The 17,764-nt window shown below is 39.3% G+C and carries 14 protein-coding genes; 1 reads left to right on the top strand and 13 read right to left on the bottom strand.

Going from position 1 to position 17,764, the window contains the following annotated elements; all coding sequences use genetic code 11:
• Window positions 1–22: 22 nt before the first annotated feature.
• From AC1ECF_RS14660 to ytxJ, 12 genes are all read right to left on the bottom strand, one after another.
• Entirely contained in the window at window positions 23–322 is a 300-nt protein-coding gene (locus AC1ECF_RS14660; protein WP_480390170.1) for a YwqI/YxiC family protein, read from the bottom strand.
• A 19-nt stretch (window positions 323–341) separates the two neighbouring features.
• Window positions 342–710, bottom strand: a complete 369-nt coding sequence (locus tag AC1ECF_RS14655; RefSeq protein WP_480390169.1) for a YwqH-like family protein — start codon at window positions 708–710, stop codon at window positions 342–344.
• 15 nt (window positions 711–725) lie between these two features.
• The gene (essA, locus tag AC1ECF_RS14650) at window positions 726–1,238 is read right to left on the bottom strand and encodes a type VII secretion protein EssA (protein WP_480390168.1); all 513 of its coding nucleotides are present in this window, start codon (window positions 1,236–1,238) and stop codon (window positions 726–728) included.
• Window positions 1,228–4,065: a type VII secretion protein EsaA gene (gene esaA / locus AC1ECF_RS14645; protein WP_480390167.1), complete on the bottom strand. Its 2,838-nt coding sequence runs from the start codon at window positions 4,063–4,065 to the stop codon at window positions 1,228–1,230. Before esaA ends, essA begins: the two co-directional genes overlap by 11 nt.
• Window positions 4,062–8,537 carry a type VII secretion protein EssC gene (essC, locus tag AC1ECF_RS14640; protein ID WP_480390166.1) on the bottom strand — a complete coding sequence of 1,492 codons (4,476 nt, stop codon included), beginning with the start codon at window positions 8,535–8,537 and terminating at the stop codon, window positions 4,062–4,064. Before essC ends, esaA begins: the two co-directional genes overlap by 4 nt.
• Window positions 8,538–8,573: 36 nt before the next feature.
• Window positions 8,574–9,752, bottom strand: a complete 1,179-nt coding sequence (gene essB / locus AC1ECF_RS14635) for a type VII secretion protein EssB (RefSeq protein ID WP_480390165.1) — start codon at window positions 9,750–9,752, stop codon at window positions 8,574–8,576.
• 14 nt (window positions 9,753–9,766) lie between these two features.
• On the bottom strand, window positions 9,767–10,006 hold the full coding sequence (gene yukD, locus AC1ECF_RS14630) for an ESX secretion system protein YukD (RefSeq protein WP_480390164.1): 240 nt from the start codon (window positions 10,004–10,006) through the stop codon (window positions 9,767–9,769).
• Window positions 10,007–10,112: 106 nt separating this feature from the next.
• Window positions 10,113–10,406 carry a WXG100 family type VII secretion target gene (locus AC1ECF_RS14625; protein ID WP_480390163.1) on the bottom strand — a complete coding sequence of 98 codons (294 nt, stop codon included), beginning with the start codon at window positions 10,404–10,406 and terminating at the stop codon, window positions 10,113–10,115.
• Between the two features lie 1,436 nt (window positions 10,407–11,842).
• The gene (locus AC1ECF_RS14620; RefSeq protein WP_480390162.1) at window positions 11,843–12,685 is read right to left on the bottom strand and encodes a 3-hydroxyacyl-CoA dehydrogenase NAD-binding domain-containing protein; all 843 of its coding nucleotides are present in this window, start codon (window positions 12,683–12,685) and stop codon (window positions 11,843–11,845) included.
• 64 nt (window positions 12,686–12,749) lie between these two features.
• Window positions 12,750–13,931 carry an acetyl-CoA C-acetyltransferase gene (locus tag AC1ECF_RS14615; RefSeq protein WP_480390221.1) on the bottom strand — a complete coding sequence of 394 codons (1,182 nt, stop codon included), beginning with the start codon at window positions 13,929–13,931 and terminating at the stop codon, window positions 12,750–12,752.
• A 105-nt stretch (window positions 13,932–14,036) separates the two neighbouring features.
• Complete coding sequence (locus tag AC1ECF_RS14610; RefSeq protein ID WP_480390161.1) at window positions 14,037–15,797, bottom strand: mechanosensitive ion channel; 1,761 nt, start codon at window positions 15,795–15,797, stop codon at window positions 14,037–14,039.
• Between the two features lie 305 nt (window positions 15,798–16,102).
• Window positions 16,103–16,432 (bottom strand): bacillithiol system redox-active protein YtxJ, encoded by a 330-nt coding sequence (gene ytxJ / locus AC1ECF_RS14605; RefSeq protein ID WP_480390160.1) that lies wholly within the window; start codon window positions 16,430–16,432, stop codon window positions 16,103–16,105.
• Between the two features lie 147 nt (window positions 16,433–16,579).
• Here ytxJ and AC1ECF_RS14600 point away from each other — a divergent pair, with 147 nt between their 5' ends.
• Window positions 16,580–17,068, top strand: coding sequence for a YusW family protein (locus AC1ECF_RS14600; protein WP_480390159.1), 489 nt, complete (start codon window positions 16,580–16,582; stop codon window positions 17,066–17,068).
• Between the two features lie 94 nt (window positions 17,069–17,162).
• Here AC1ECF_RS14600 and AC1ECF_RS14595 read toward each other — a convergent pair whose 3' ends face one another.
• On the bottom strand, window positions 17,163–17,627 hold the full coding sequence (locus AC1ECF_RS14595; protein ID WP_480390158.1) for a divergent PAP2 family protein: 465 nt from the start codon (window positions 17,625–17,627) through the stop codon (window positions 17,163–17,165).
• Window positions 17,628–17,764: the final 137 nt, after the last annotated feature.

Below are 17,764 nucleotides of genomic sequence, written 5' to 3'. Positions count from 1 at the left end.
TTTTAATTTGTCATTGCAGCTGTTAATGTGCCATCAGTCTCGGTCCATTCATTGAAGAGTTAATACCAGTTGAAATCATTTCATCCGTCTCTTTCATGGATTGAACCGACGCTGTAGAAGTTTGGTTATTCGATGCTAAAATTTCTTGGTAGTGGAGCAATACCCCTTCTAGTTCATCAGATAGATTACTTAATTTATCTACTACGTTTAAGGTGTTACCAGAAATAGGCTCTGGCTTGGAAGGGTCTAAGGAGCTCCCAGCATTATTCATCTGATCAATCTTAGCCTCTACATCCGCATATTTCATTTTAATTTCTGCCATCAACAGTCACCCCTTCACCTTATTTGGCAGCTTTTGCTCTTGCAGCTGCCTCCGCTGCTTCTCGTGCACGAATCTCTTCGATAATCCGTTTAATTTGTTCTATTTCTGCCTCTAAGGAGGCAATCTTGTTATCAATTGCCGTGAAAGCTGCATCGAACTGACTTCCCATAATTTCTAAATACGATGCTTCAATTCCACCCTCCCGGATATGATCAAAGCTATCCGCTAAGGTGCCATGCCAGGTGGTTGTCGTCAAGTGTGGCTCTAGACATTTATGTTGATTAGATTGAAAATCCGCTCTCTTCCCCGATAGGGAAGACTTACAGGTATTTAAGCGTCTTACCTCTTCCTGCTTTTTAGCTAGAAGAGCGAGATAATAACTTAGCATGCTAACCATCCACTCCTATGATTTTGTTTGAACACTTCTAGGTGAATCTACGTTTTTTAACAGCTTTGGTACAATAAATAGAAATAGGGAACCAATTGATAAAATTAATAAAGTAATGATAATGATCATAGGGAGCTTACTGGCGCTTCCTTCCTCTATCTTGTCAGATGCTTGTATAACAGAAGAAGATGCTTCTTCGGAGAATAACTGAAGCTCCTGTGATCTGGCAGAAACCGTACTTATCTCGCCACGCTTACTTGTTTGAAACAAGTAAGAGGTATCCCCTCGTTCAGGAAGCTGCTGCCTCCCATCAAAGAAAATATCAAACTGTTTTTTGGGCAATGTGTTCTTAAGTTCTATTTTTTTTTCATCATGTAGATAATCTGTATTCTTTTTAAACTTTAAGCTTTCATATTGCAAAGGATTTAAATCAGAGGAGGGATTATCCTCCTCTGCATGTACCTCTACTGAAAAAGCTCCTAAAAAGGAAATCATCCATATCAGTAACCAATTCCGCTTAAGCTTCATGAACCTCATCTACCCTTGTAGCATTGTTTTTTCTCCCCATAAAATAGGAGACTGTCAGCATAATACTAGCGATGATTGCCGTCACTACTGCCCCTAAAATAAAGCTTGTTTCTGGCTCGTATTTGATAGACATATAGACGGTAGATAATACATCTGGCACATCAATTGTTGGTACTGCCAATATTAATAAAGGAATAATATAAACAGCCATTAATGCAATTCCAGCAATCCACCCTGCTGCTTGACCAAATTCTAGGGCAGCTTTGATAAGAGAAGCACCTGCTAATAGTAATAGGACAGTAAAGATAGACCATTCTAAAGCTCGAGAATCATTTAACACATACATATTAATACTGTATAGGCTGATGATTGCTCCTACTATAAGCGATAATATTCCAGCCATAGCAAGCTTCATCCCCTCAGAACCAGCCTTTAACTGATACGTAAAATATCCAATAAACAGACTGCTCAATAGAAGTACTAAAAATAGAATAACTGGTGGTACTCTGCTAGCAGACTCAGAAAGTACAGCCTCCCCTTTTACCGCTAGGGGATTGACATAATGCTCAAATACATAGCCATTTTCCTGTCCATCTACATACGTATTCCCTAGGAATTCTTGAATATCTCCTTCAAATTCATTCATTGCAGTCGCATTTGTTTCCCATTTGGAAGTAAAGTCTACTGATGTTTCCTTTAATTCTCCTGCCTTCACATGCAAATCGTTTGCATAGCCTACTAAACTATTTTGTCTATCAGAAAGAGAAACCATCATTTGATTAAGCGTTAAAAGCTGACTGCTAATATTTTGTCCGCTCGAGGCAACCTCTCCTTCAGTTATACCTTGTGCTGGCTCTGGATTCCCTAGTGTTGCAGGATTTTGAAGCTGTTGAAGCAGTAAATTCGCCTGCTGATTAATGGAATTTAACTCGCTTACCAATGCAACATGCTGTTGTTCTATGTTCTTCTCATATCCTGACATAATCGCAGCAAAGGTGGTGTCCATTTCATTTACACTTAGTTGAGTTTGAGGTATGCTCTCTTCTAATTGCATCCAGTCTTCAAGTTCATCCTCTTGCACAGTTACCACATCCCTTAGCAATGCGGTCAAAATTTCATCCTCTAGCATGCCATCCTTTATCTGATTTTGAATGTCATCATTCAAGGTATATTCAAACTGCTGCAACGTAGCGTAGTAAGATAGCATTGAGCTAAGATTCATTGTGGAATAACCTTTATCGAATAGCTCCTGTAACCTTTCCTTTTGAGATCCACTCATATTTTTATGGGCAAGTAATTTTTGTTCCTTCTGTTTGATTTCAGCGCCAATTCTAGTTAAGTCAGCAGGATAATTATTCAAAACGTCACGGATGGAAGTGTTTTCCTCAAAAATCGAGCGATAGTTTTCTAATAGCTCAGTATAATTGTTTGTTGCAGTTACATAATCCTCCATATCCTCTTGTCTAGAACTGAACAAATTATCTTCTTTTTCTCTTATTGCAGAATGGAGAGTAGATAATTCAGTTTGAACTTTTTCAAGCTCCGAAACTAAACTCGAATCAGATTCTGTAGCCTGTAAGCTCTCCTTTAAGGAATCTAGAACAGCTACTAGCCCACTTATCTTCTCAATTTCCTCGTGTAGCTGTGGTGGTGCGTTAGTCCGTTTTTCATCAATTTTAACGAGCATACCGTCCTTTATGTCGGCCAACGCATCAGGGTTCAATCCGACCGTTCCTATACCACTTACCCCAGAATCCTTTTGATTGGTGATATCTCTCTCCAGGCTTCGAAGTAAGGCAAAGTTATAACGGTCGATCGCTTTCTTTTGTACGCTTAGCAGTTCTGAAAGCTGGCTATCTACTACCTGTTTACGGGTAGTAGATAGCTGGTTAAACTTTTCTTGATTCGCTGCAACCATATCGTTTACTTTTTTAATTTCCTGATTTAATTTCTCGTTATTGTCCTCTAATTGCTTTATAGATTCACCAAATTGTTCATTCTGCTTAACGGCTGCTGCCTGGATTTGGGCCAAGCTGCTATCTTGTACCTGTTGCAGTATCTCTTTTTGCTTTTCTTGAAAAGTACGATACTGTTGGAGGTAATCAATAAACCCTTTCATCTGCTGTTCAAATACTTCTGCGTTCTCAACCCGTTGCTTAGATGATTTATTGGTAGAGTTTAAGGTAGAGAGAATTCCCTCCATTTGCTCCTTCTGTCTAGTCATTTCCTCTGCTAATGCTTCCGATTCAGGCTTATAATAACCAGCCATTGCTGTTAAGAATTCTGATTCCGTCTTAAGAATATTGGAAAATTCCTTTTTAATATGATCCATTTCCTGTGCAATATAAGACCAGTAAAGGGTAGAAATCTTTTCATTCACCCTATTCGTAGCACCATTAATTTCCTGAAGTACCTTCTCCTTTTGGATGCCGGCTTTCTGATTATCCAGCTTAAAGGTAAACTCTGCTTTCTGTGGATTGCTTTCATCATACGACATGACACTTGCTGAGAAATTTGAAGGAATATATACAATCGCTTCGTATTGGTTAGACTTTAATCCACTTTCTGCAGTTCCACGCCCTACAACCGACCATTCATATGAGGAGTCCTGCCCTAAAAGAGTGACTACCTCTTTTCCCATCTCTACTGACTCCTCATCCTTTAAAAGTCCCTGATCTTCGTTGACAATGGCAATTACTCTCTTATTTTCTTTTTCTAAATCTAAGGGACTTACACCCATTAGCAGAAAAAATAAGATAGGCGTTGCGATGATAAATACAATACCAGCAACAATTTTCCAAAGCCCTACATTTTTTGTCTTTTTCATTGCATGATCTTCCTCTCAATTCTGCATAACGGCGTTAGTATTTTTGTGGTATTTCCGTTTAATACAAAGTGGGCATATCCTATAGGCAATTCTGTTTCCTTTCGCTCATAAGAAACAGCGAATATTGTCTGTTCTGATTTTTTCATAAAGAGCATACCTTGACGAACAAGCTTGAGTTCATTGGTAAATGGATCGAAGCCCTTCGTAAGCTCGGAATTGTTTCCGGAAACAATCACATTAAATCCTAAGTGTGCATACTTTTTCATTAGCTTGGACAAGCGATCTTGGACACTTGCATCTGCAACCTGTAAGAATCGTGTGTATCCATCTACAATGAAATAGGAAAGAGGCAGTTCAATATTTCTTCCTTGTTGAATATTGCGAACAAAATCCTGCTCCACTTCTGCGTAGTGCGACTCAACCTCTGAAATCCACTCAGCCAAACCTTCTTTTGTATCTAAATAACGTATGCCTGTTTCCCCGGCGTACATGGACAAGCCCCTATCAAAGGAATCAAAAATAGCGATAAATCCTGAATTCTGTTTCTTCATTTGTTCAATCATCCACTTGATGGTATTCGTCTTTCCACGCTGCGCCTGACCGATTAGCAGGCAATGATGATTGCGGTGGAAGTCAATAAAGACAGGCTTCACCGTTTCCTCATCTAATCCTACAGGGATTGTTCGAAGCTCTTCAGCAGGCAAGTATTCCATAAAATTATCGGAATGAAGTTCTAATGGCAGCATCGGTATAGGAGCTGGAGATGGAGCCTCTTTATAGTGCTCTTTCAACTGCTGAACTACCGCTTTCACTGCCTCTAATACTTCAAAGTCGTCTGCTCCACTTGCTGGTAGATACATTTGTGCAAACTTTGCATCTTCTTTCTTTACGATTGCTCTTCCAGCAAAAGGCTCTAAATCAAACGGTACTCTTCCGACAATGCTATAAGACTCGGAGCTGTCGATTAAATAGTGAACTATTTTCGTTTTTAAATTGTTCATGAGAGATTGTCGAACGGATTGAACTCTTGTTGCAGAAATGAATAAATGAATACCTAAAGACTGTCCATCTCGTCCGAACTGAATGAGCTGTGCCTCTAGCTCTTCCATTTCCTCTCGTACAATGTCAAAGTTATCGACCACCAAGTAGAGTAGAGGAAATTTTTCTTCAGAAACGACATTATACATATGAATGTTACTTACCTCTGCTTGCTGAAATGCAACCTTTCTCTTCGCTATTTCTTCTTTTATTAGCTTCACGAGTTTACCTCGCTTAAGCACCTCATCTATCGTTAGATAATCTGCCGTTTGCGGAAGCTGTTTCAACGGCAGTAATGAACCATTGCCATAATCTAATAGGTAGAAATGAGCTTCCGTTGGAGATAGATGATGACTAAGGCCGAGCAATAGAGACAAAAGAGTATAAGATTTTCCATACCCCGAGGAACCGAAAACCCCTACATTTCCATCTCTTTTCCAGCTATAGCTATATAATAGCTGTGCCTGTTTCTCCGGCTCATCGATCATACCTATTGGGAATGCCTCCTCCTGATTACCCCAGCCAACTGGCGGTTCGATGCGCATCTCTAAAGGTGGCAGCCAAGGACTCGGAAGCTTGGAGATTCCCAGCTTCTGTTGCAACTCTGCAATTTTAGAGGTAACCACTTCGATTTCGGTTAAATTGCTTTTCTTCTTACTCTGTACCGTTTCAATTCCGGATAAACGAAGCAGTCCTAGGTCCGTGACAATGGAAACGTCATCCTCTCCCTCCAACGTTTCCTCCATATAAGGTGCACCACTCCACGCAGATTGGAATAATTCATAAACCTCATTATTACCAACCTGTAAGTAGCCTCGACCAGTAACCGTGATAGAAGCAGCATCGCTATTTTTCAAGATTTCCTTACTGTCTGCTGCATCCTGAACTTTCAGGGCAACACGGAAACGTGCGTTACTCCAGATTTGGTCATCGATTATACCGCCTGGCTTTTGAGTCGCTAAGATTAGATGTACCCCAAGGCTTCGTCCGATTCGCGCAGTACTCACAAGCTCACGAATAAATTCTGGCTCTTCACTCTTTAGTTCAGCAAACTCATCAGAAATTAGGAATAAGTGTGGGAGTGGCTCCATTGCAATTCCACTCTTATACTGCCTTGTATAATCATTAATATGAGAAACACCATATTGATCAAATAACCGTTGCCTTCTCTTTAGCTCACTATTAATAGAGGCTAAAGCCCTCATACTAAAGTTTTTACTTCCTTCAATATTCGTAATCGTTCCAAGTAAATGCGGAATCCCTTTGAATGGTTGCGCCATTCCTCCACCCTTATAATCAATTAACAGGAACGCCACCTCATGAGGATGGAAGTGGACTGCAAGCGATAAAATATACGTTTGGAGAAACTCACTCTTACCGGACCCAGTTGTCCCTGCTAATAAACCATGAGGTCCGTGTGCCTTTTCATGTAAATTCAGATGAACTAGCTCTTCTTTTCCTTTCAAGCCAATTGGAACTGCAAGTGATTTTGCCGACTCGTTTGTTCTCCAAAATCGATCAATTGGTACTTCTTCCACATCTTTGACACCAAACATTTCTAAAAATCCTACAGAATTCGGGATAGAATTCGTCATACCTACCTGGTGATTCAACGTCTTCAACGTACGAGCAAATCTTTCATTGGTGGTTGGTTCATAGGAATCGAGCTGAAAGGATTTATTTACTGCCTTTCCTTTTTCAATTAAAATATCTCCCTCTCGTTCATTCACATAGCGTACAAGCGTGTGGACATTCTCCGTAATTCTTTCCTTTGCAGTCTCTGTGAATATGACAGAGAAACCCAACTCTTGCGTATTCTTTCTCTCTAGAAACTCCAAAATTACATGCTCTGCAATTAAAGAATAATTAGACACGATGAACACTAAATGTGGCGAATGAGTAACTTTTCCTTTATCCTCGGAAATGTCTCTTTCCCGTATCATTTCATAGAGAGAGGACAATAATTGATCTCTTGTTTCCTCGTTATGAATAAAACCCTTTGCATGCATATTGGGAATCATAAAATGAGGCAGCCATTTCATCCATTCAAATTCCTTGTATTCTTCATGCTTAAAAATATAAATAAATCGGACATCGTGATAGCTATGCGCAAAGGCAAGCTGTCCTATAATTTGTTGAATTTCTCGCTTAATAATAGTCTCTTTTCCTATTAATCCGAGAATACCGTCAGAGAGATTCGTCGTTACTGGTGCGTTTGGCACTTCTTTATAGACCTTTTCAATTCGTTGCGCTTGCTCAAGCAAATTATCTATTTCCCTATTAGCCAAATCACTGGACGATAGCTTAATCTCAAAGCTTGATGGTATTGTCCCTGCTCCAAGTCGAAACTCTAAAAAATCGTGACTTTCTAATGTCCTTTCCCAAATTCGCCCAGAAAGCTTCTGTGTCAGTGCCTTGAGCTGTTCAAAATGAGGATAATGATAAGCAAGTACGTACTTTTGCTTCTCTGATAGCTCATGAATTTCCTCACGGAGGTTTTCTAAATATGCCGTATAAACTCTCACTCGCTTTTCTTCCCGTTGTTTTCTTCTTTTGCGGTCTTTCACATATTGAACGGTCGTATTAATAATCACGACAATAAACATCGTAATAGAGATAATGATAAAAATTCCTCTTGGCCAAATGATGGAAATAGTACCCATGACTATAAGCATGACAAGAGGAGCTGCAATCGCTGTTAGCAACCCTCTATTAGAATCCTCGGACTCCTGCGAAGGAAAGGTAATGGATACCTTCTCATCTGGCAAATCATAAATCATCCTAGGTGTTCTACGGTAATCTGGATACTTTTGCAAAACTTCTGATTTCGGAACTTCTATTTCGGGTAATACACTTTCATAGTCTACAGCGGAAACTACCTCTAGCATGTCTCGTTCAACCAAACGGAATTCTATAAGGGACCATTGTAAAACATCTCCTATACTCAATAGCTGATTAGATTCACATCTATAACCATTGAGATACAATGGACAATTAATATCTCTTTTAATAATCCAACCACCTGCTACTTTATTAAGAGAGAAATTACCTCCTTCTGCATAGGGATAAACAGATTCCTTCCATGTAAAAGTTGCGTCTGAAGCATTACCTCCAAACGTAACTTCATTCTCAAAGTCTATATAGTAAGTTTTAGCAGATAAGGGATTACGTGAAATAAATAAGCGTATCATTTTTTCCTTCTGCTCTACCTGCAGTTCCTTCCCTAGGTGTAACACCCCTGTTTGTCTATCTCCATCATATACTTCAAAAGTTTCTCCACTTTTTATCAGCTTAATAGAGCCGTGAATAAAAGGATAAGATAGTACGGTCACATCATCTTCAATAGATGGACCGATTCGAATAATAGCTCCCTCTTTCTCTTCTAGCGGGACTCTCTGATAAACGTCTCCATAAAAAACCCATAGATGCATCAAATGCAAACACCTTCTTTCCAATACCTAGTTGGGGAGCTATTCTTCCTCTTCCATTCCTTCTTGCTCCATTAGCTTTTCATATTCTTCTACTTCTCGATCAATCTCCGTGATTTGCTCTTGCATTTCTTCACCAGAAAGACTGTCATCCGCTTTGATTTCTTCTCTACGTTTCAACAGACCATATGTGATTAGTTCCCCATCCTCCATCGCTCGCGCTATATCTACCGCTTCCTCTGCTTCTCCTCTTCCTATATAAATCCAATATTTCAGATAAGATTCTTCTGTACGCAAGGTGATATTCGCTAAAACATTCTTTTTCTGTTCCTCATCCAGTCGCTCATTTGTTACAGATGAATAAGCATATTCATAAAGCACGACATATGGCATAGAATCCACGCTATACTTTCCAAGTGTACTAACTACCTGGCTATAATTCTGATTTAAGTAGTAGTAATGACTGTTATGAAAGGCGATATTTTTAGGTCGTTCATGGACAAAAAACAAAATAGTAAAGACAATTGCCGGGATCATTAAGACACTTAGTGCAATGGCTAGATACTTCGTGATTCGCCACTTTTTTTGAGGAATTTGTACATTTTTCTTTTCCTTTTCCTCTAACTGCTCCATCTGAACTGCTATGTAATTTAGAAGAGCTTGACTATCCTCCATGGACATGATTGTCTTCCCAGTATCCTTCAACTCTAAAATCTCAGAGTATTTTAGATAATCATCAAAGGTAAAGGAATTATCAATGGCTGCTGCGACTACCGCCTTGGTTTCAAGCCATTCTCTTTCTTTATCTGCTTCGAATGGAGGTAGGCTGCCGCTTACCCCATAATACAAAAAGGAAGGTGCCATCCCTTTGTTATAGATAATATTTTCAGGACTTATAATTTGGTTTAGTCGAGGATATGAATGTGCTTCGACGGCTTCAACCAACTGGTATCCAAACATCCAGCGCGCTTTTACCTCTTCTTGATGTATATTCGAAAATCGTTGATACCCTTCTGGAATCTCTGCCTCCAGTATCAACTCACTCTCCGTAATAATAATTTCCTTGCGAATTTTGGGGTTGACCTCTTGAAGGAAAATGACTTCCTCCGTCCGCTTAAACCCAACTCTTTCTTTTTGAAAGACAAATGTGGTCTTCTTTGGCTCTTCCGTTATCTCAGCGCCAATTCTATTTTTAAAGTATGTATAAGAGTTAACAGCCATCGTCCATAGCTCCTTTAAATAATTTCAAGCCGGTCGCCAGTAGTAATGCCACATTCCGATATAGTAAGGTATCCAGGGAATAATTTGTCTTTATTCACGACACGAACCCAATAGCCCTCTCTTGGTGTGTCTTTGATAGTAGCTGCCTGCCAAGCAATATCTATCATTTTCTTCAAGGTATAGTAGTTAGATAATCGAATATCCAACACTTCTTCCTTGTATTTAGAAAGATCTACCGTTATTTCTATATACATCTTTTTCACCTCTAAAGCTAATAGGATAAAGGTAACGCCTGAAAATGAAGGAAAAAGCGTCTTCCCAATATGGAATGACGCTTTGCAATTTTTGCATATAGCCAGATTATCCTCTGATTTGGCTTGCAATTTGCTGATCCGCATCCTGAAGAGCTTGACCAGTACGACTTAATTGAACACTAATTTCACTTAAAAGCTCTCGCATATCATTAAAATGAGGTTTTAATCTTTCATATTGTTCAGCGAAGGCTGCACTAGAAGCCCCTTCCCACATAGATTGAAGCTCTGAAATCATTCCATCAAGACGTCCAATCTGTGAAGCTACCTCGCTAGATTCGTTGCTGTAACGTGATGCCATTGCATCAAGCTCAGCTGGTGTTACGCGAATAATTCCTGACATTCCATACATCTCCCTTTTCATTGAATTTAAATTTATAAAATAACTGTAAAGATTAACTATGTAAGGTTAACCTAGACAGGTACTTCCCCACCTAATCTCCTAAACACGCCATCGACTATTTAACAAATAAGTAACAAACATTTCTTTTTTCAAACAAGACAGCGACAAAGAGCGTCTATCTTCTTCTTTTTTTACTAAATACATCCAATTCTATTAGTCTATTCCCCCGTATTCTAACCTCTTAAACCTAGGAAAATAGAAATTTCCCAAATTTATATAATTTGTTAGGTTTAACAGAAGGTAAGACGGGTAATAACTATTCGGCTTGGAGCCTTCCCTCAGAAAACAAAATTACACATACCCCACGTGCTTGTATGTTTGCATTGCCAACTTCCCCTTGAATTAACCTCTACTTCAAAGCAACGTTCAAATAATAGCTAAATTCCATTTATTACATGAACAACCATATATATCACTCATATAATAAATAACATCCCAATTCTTTCTAGTCAAAGTTTCATCAGAATAGTCTAACTTTTAATAGAACTTTCCACACAAAGACTTTTGTCACGAAATTTCATTCTCTAAAATTGGTAGTCATATTTTTATTAATAAATATATATTTAACTTTATTTATATCAAAATTTTATTATCATAAATTAAAACTGATAAATTTGATTCATTTTTATTCTAAAAATTCAAACTAATATCTCAGTACAAAGATACTTGAATACATAATTTTTCAATATATTTTTATTCAACCGATTCATCCTATCGTCACAAGGTGAATACTTCTTTCTCTCGTTCACAAGGGATTTATTCTCGTTCAAGATATATTTACTCTCGGATAGGCAAGATTTATTCTCAGATAGGAGCAATTTATTCTCATTTAAGGGGAATACTCTCGTTCAGCCGGACTTTACTCTCGTTCAGAAGCAATTTACTCTCACTCGGTAAGGTCTGAGTAACCGAGCATCCGCTGGATTAGGAGGGGAAGCTGCTTTCACTCGTAAATTGACGCTCAAATAACCTAAGTTGGCCCGAGAAAAAGGGAATACTCTCATTCGGTCAGACTATACTCTCGTTCAGAAGCAACTTACTCTCACTTGGCAAGATTCGATTAACCTGGAAGCCGCAGGACCAAAAGAGCGATACTCCTTTCTCTCGTTCACAGGGGATTTATTCTCGTTCAAGGTATATTTACTCTCTGAGAGGCAAGATTTATTTTCGGATAGGAGCAATTTATTCTCATTTAGGGGGAATACTCTCGTTCAGCCGGACTTTACTCTCGTTCAGAAGCAATTTACTCTCACTCGGTAAGGTCTGAGTAACCGGGCATCCACTGAGCTTTCGCTCGTCAGGACTTGATTGGCATAAAAAAAGCACCTATGACTAGTTGTCATAAGTGCTATCATTTCTTCTCACAGTCGTATAAGTCAATTGTAATCGTAAAAGCCTCTGCCCGTCTTACGTCCCAAACGACCAGACCTCACATACTTCTTTAATAGCGGAGCAACACGATACTTGGAGTCCCCTGTTTCCTGCAACAGCGTTTCCATTACACAAAGCAAAGTATCTAAGCCAATTAAATCAGCCAGGGCTAAGGGTCCGATTGGCTGGTTTGTCCCTAGCACCATCCCTTTGTCTATATCTTCAGCTGTCGCAATACCCTCACCTAGTACAAATATTGCTTCATTGATCATTGGTACAAGAATTCGATTCACCACAAAAAGCGGGGAATCTATTATAGATATACTCTCTTTTCCGGTATTCTTTATTACTTCTAATGACTTCTGATAAGTCTCTTCCGACGTCTCTGAACCCCGAATGACCTCTACTAGCTTCATTACAGGAACAGGGTTGAAGAAATGAAGGCCTATTACCTTTTCTGGTCTGTTTGTAGACGCACCCAGTTCTGTAATGCTAAAGCCCGATATGTTAGATGCCAGGATAGTTTTACCCTCGCAAATGGCATCTAGCTCGGAAAACACCCGTTTCTTGATTTCAATATTCTCCATGATTGCTTCGATAATAATATCCATATCAGCAAGATCATTTTTGTTAGAAGTGAACCTTATTCTCTCCTGGACTTTACTTGCTTCTTCCAGATTTTTTTCTTGTTTTTTGTTCACCCTTTTAACATTTTCTTCAATCACTTTTGCCGCTCTTTCCAAGCTCTCATTGTTAATATCACACATTGTCACTGCGTATCCAGCTGTTGCCATTATTTGCGCAATGCCGCTCCCCATTGTCCCGGCACCCAAAACACCAATTTTCATTTCTTAGCCCCCTCCACGATCATCTTAACTATCATTCTTTCAATAGTCCTCAAATTTCCATAGGTTACACACGTTCAATAATCATTGCGATACCTTGCCCTCCACCGATACACAAGCTGGCTGCTCCATAGGTCAAATTCCTTCTTCTTAATTCATAAGCAAGCGAAAGAACAATTCTCGTGCCACTCGCACCAACTGGATGACCTAGTGCGATTGCTCCGCCATTGACATTCGTTTTCTCCCTATCAAGGTCCAGTTCCTTTTCTACCGCTAAATATTGAGCAGCAAATGCCTCATTGATTTCTATTAAATCTATGTCCTCAAGTGAAAGACCTGCTTTTTCCAAAGCCATTTTCATAGCTGGTACTGGACCGATTCCCATAACGTTTGGATCAACACCTGCAACCGCCCAAGAAACAATGCGGGCTACTGGATGTAAGCCCAGTTCTTTCACTTTCTTTTCACTTGCGACTACTAAAGAAGCCGCTCCATCATTAATACCACTTGCGTTTCCTGGAGTGACGGTACCATCCTTTAAAAATGCAGGAGATAATTTTTGAAGCTTATCCATCGTGACCTGTGACTTAATGTATTCATCCCTATCTACCAACACGGCCCCCTTCTTACTCCGCACCTCTACGCCTACTATTTCCTCTTCAAATTTGCCCTCCTGCTGTGCGTTAGTGGCACGCGTTTGGCTTAGCAGAGCAAATTCATCTTGCATTTCTCTCGTAATTCCATAGTCTTGTGCTAGCTTTTCAGCTGTCATTCCCATACCTTTTCCGATATATTCATCCGTTAACGTCCGCTGAAGCATGTCTTCAAATGTCATAGACCCCATCTTTGCAGCTCCAAACCTCGCATCAAAATTCGCATACGGAGCCATGGACATATTTTCAGCACCACCGCATAGCACGATGCCAGCTTCCCCAAGCTTAATCAGCTGAGCGGCAGAAATAATGGACTGACAGCCAGATCCACATAATCGATTCAGATTCATGGCAGGTACAATTACTGGAATTCCTGCCTTTAGTGCAATATGCCTTGCTAGAAAAGAAGCATTTGTGCTCGAATGAATCACGTTCCCATATAGAACATGGTCTACCTCTTCTGGACTAATTCCAGAACGCCTTAACGCCTCTTTTGCTGTCTCTGCTCCGAGTTCATCTGCCTTTGTTTGTGCAAAGGCTCCACCAAAGCTTGTAAAAGCGGTCCTTGCACCATCTACTATAAACACTTGCTCCATCATTTCCCCAGCCTCCCAATACCATTTTTATCTATTTTACCATCCCTGCAATCTATTATCATTTATTCTAAAAAACTCCAGCCTTCATAGACTGGAGCGAAAATGTTATTCTTTATTGTTCGGTGGTAAATCGTCATATGGATGGAAATCATCGGTTGAACGCTGATTGTACCCAGTATCAGGAGAGTCCTCTTCAAAGGCCTCGTCCATTGGATTTGGTGGTTCATTTGCAGCAGTTGCATCAAAATCTCCCACCGGCTTGATTTCATCTATATGTGGATTATTACCTCTTAAGCTTTTTTCTTTTTCTTCTGGGCTTTGAAAGTTTTCCTTAAAGGATTCCTTCATTCCTTCTTTTTCTCGAATCATGCTTTCCTTGGAAACCTCTGCATCTTGAATGCTTTTTTCCATCTTCGTTAGGTATCTAGCGGCATGCTCTCGTCCTCCTAAGCCAAATGCCAGACCGAATGCTAGTGCCAGACCACCCAGTATTAAGATAAATGCAGAGTTAATAATAGAAGCTGCAATTCCTAATTGACTTAAGGCCATAAAAAAGGCAAATGCTAAAATAGCATATTTAGCTACATAGCGTAAAAAGTGAGGAGAGCCTGAAGCATGAGTCATCAAGCTTCCAACAATTCTTTCCACTAAATTAGCTAACCAGAATCCTACTGCAAGTATTACGACAGCCGTAAGCACATGAGGTAAATAAGCAAAGATCGCAGCTACCAATGTCACCATAAAGTCTAGCTCTAAAAGCTGTAGTGCCTCTCCAACAAATAAAAGAATCACCACTACCTGAGCGATTGTGCCAATAATAGCAGCAAAAGAAGGTGATTTCCCTCCAACTCCCTTGAAGCCCATCTTACCGAAAAGAGAGTTCACTCCGAGTTTTTCAAGCAAGGAGACAACCATATCTTTTATCCACTTAGCCACAACAAGTCCAATGAGTATTAATAGAATTGCGACAAAAATCTTAGGTAGCATAGCAAGTATGAGATTCAGCATATTAATTGCAGGTGCTGAAATACCCTCTAGATCTAAAATCTCTAATGAGGTAATCGAAATAGGAATTAATATTAAGACAAATACAATGATACCCGCTACCTTCGAAAGAGTTGTACCCTCTAGGAAGCTAGAAATCTTTAATTTGTCAGCTAATCGATCCGTACCAGCAGCTTGAAGAAATTTCTCTACTAAGTTTCTTACAAGCTTCGCAACAAACCAGCCAATAGCAAAGACGATTGCTGCTGAAACTAGCTTCGGGATGAAAGTGATGAAGCTTGCAACCATCCCTTCGAACGGACCACTTAAACCATCTATACCTAATGCACTCAGAACTGCTGGAATGAAAAGCAGGAAAATAAGGTAGTATACGACATTAGCAGCCGTATCAGTCCATTTCGCTTGATCCACTTTGCCAGCATCTGTGCCAGCTTTTTGTACATATTTGTTTAAATCTAATTTATTTCCTGCCATCTTAATAACTTTTTTTACTACGGTTGCTAACACCCATGCCAGCAATAGAATAAGTCCGGCCTTTAAGATATTTAGTACCGCATCAGTTAAGCCAGTGTACATATTCATAAAAGGAGAAGCGATCGTATTCATATTTAAAATACTAAAGAAAAGAATAAAGGCAAATAAAAGAACAATAGCAAAAACTACTTTGCTCACAATCTTTTCTACTGACCAACCTTCTCGTGTATTACCGAGGCGTTCGTTCACTCGGTATTTTCTCAGTAGTTTATATGTTGCATTTTCCAACACTTTTGCAACAACAAAACCAATCAATAAAACCACTAAAGCTAAAATAAATTCTGGTAAAAAGGAAAGTGTACTTCTCCAATAAAAATCATCGAACATTTCGTATCCTCCTTTTATTTCGACCCTACAAGGTCTTTTTCAATCAAGAATGTTCTCCCATTCATCTGTTACCCTAGCCCGTATCTATCTAAACTAAGAGAATAGTTTTGAGTCTTTGTGGCTGGAAGACTATTATGAATGAAAGTAGAGTCTACAGGGGAAACGAGGACAAAAAGATGTATATACTATCGTTTTACGAGTGGTAACTTATTTTGCCTAATTGCCTGTTCACAAAAAGAAGAAAGCGCTTGCGACTATCACTAAAGTCGCAAGTGCTATTTTGATCCGCTTTTTTTAGGTCTTCTCTATTGTTTGATTGCTTCGTCCAATGCCTCTCCTGTTATATCCCAATGGGAGGCATTCCATATTCCCTTTCCATTCTCTACTACAATCGCTTGAGGTGATTCGTGCTGGATAGATAAATCCTTCGCTACCGCATTAGATACCTCCCGACTTTGTATAACATTTACTAAATATTTATCTACTGGTGACTGATAAGAAGCAAATGCCCCATATGCATTAGCGCTAATTGGACAAGTCGTACTATGCTTAAAAATAAGTATTTTTTTATCCTCAGACTCTTGCATCAGTTTCTTCCATTGCTCCATCGATGTTATTTCGGTATACGTAAGCATTCTGCATACATCCTTTCTCGTAAAGTATTTCTTTATCTATACCCTATTTTCCAAATTTCATAAACAAGGGCAGAAGCTCATTATTTGTTTAGAGCATGGGCGAACTGGTTATTAAAAGAGTGAGTACTTATAGAAAGGAGAAATAGGATGAAAAATATTCATAAGACGATGGTAGTAAGTATAATCCTCTCTGGGATTTTGTTATTAGGTGCATGTAATAATGATGATAATAACAATGAAGCGGAAGAAAACGTATTAAAAACCGACGTGATCAAGCCAAACACACAGGACCAAAAATCGGCTGATTCTGCTGAAGAAGATAAATTTACATTTGAAGAGTTTAATCTAACCGTTGCGACAGAGGAAAATGAAAAAGCGATTACAGTTGAATATAAAGGTGACTCCAGCCTAGTTGTCTATAAAAATATGCAAGAGGGAGTAAACACAGAGGGTGACGAAGCCTTAGATTTACTCGCACCAGTATTCAATGAGCTAAATCTAACTCCTGACATGGAAGAGGAAGAGGTATTAACTAAGGTGAAGGAATCATTTGATATCCAAAAAGAACGTACTATCCAGTTAGATGTCCAGTTTCACGAGGGAGAAACGAAAACATATAGCCAAAATGAAGAATAAAAAGGATACATTCCGGGAGTATAGCAGTCGGTATTTTATTTACTACAATACCCCGGAATTTTATTTGTACCAAAAAGATTTGCATACCCAGATTTTATCCTTCTAATTTTGCTGTGATAACCCCTAAGGCTACACCTAACAAAGCTCCAGCTGCCACTTCAATCGGTTGATGTCCAAGAAGCTCCTTTAGTTCGCCCTCTCCCTCTACATACTCAAAGCTCGGAAAATTTCCTGATAACTCAGCAACATGGTCCTCTAAATCGTTCACCAGTTGAGCAATCTCACCAGTGTGCCTCCTGATTCCTTGTGCATCATACATGACGATAATACCAAAAATAACCGCAATAGCTGTTTCTGTATGCCTTGTTCCTTTATTGGCTGCGATATAGGAAGCTAATGCTGAAACTCCGGCTGAATGGGAGCTTGGCATTCCACCTGTAGTAAATGCTTGCTTGAAATCCCATTTTCCCGTGTTTTTCTTATAAGTAAAAATTTTTAATCCTTGTGCAATTCCAATTGCAGAAAATGCCGTTATAATTCCTAGATTCATCTTCGTCAAGCTTATTCCTCCCTTATCCTTACATTGCCCTTCCCAAATTCCCTTCATTCACATAAAGTTAAACTTTGATTGGTGGGGGTATTCTTTCATCCCCCACCAATCATTAGTTGAACCAATCGGGCTTTTAGGGACAGTTG

The sequence above is a fragment of the Psychrobacillus sp. Z3-81 genome (genome assembly GCF_056620325.1).
The sequence above is the reverse complement of the archived record's forward strand: the minus strand, read 5'-3'. Positions and strand labels throughout refer to the sequence as shown.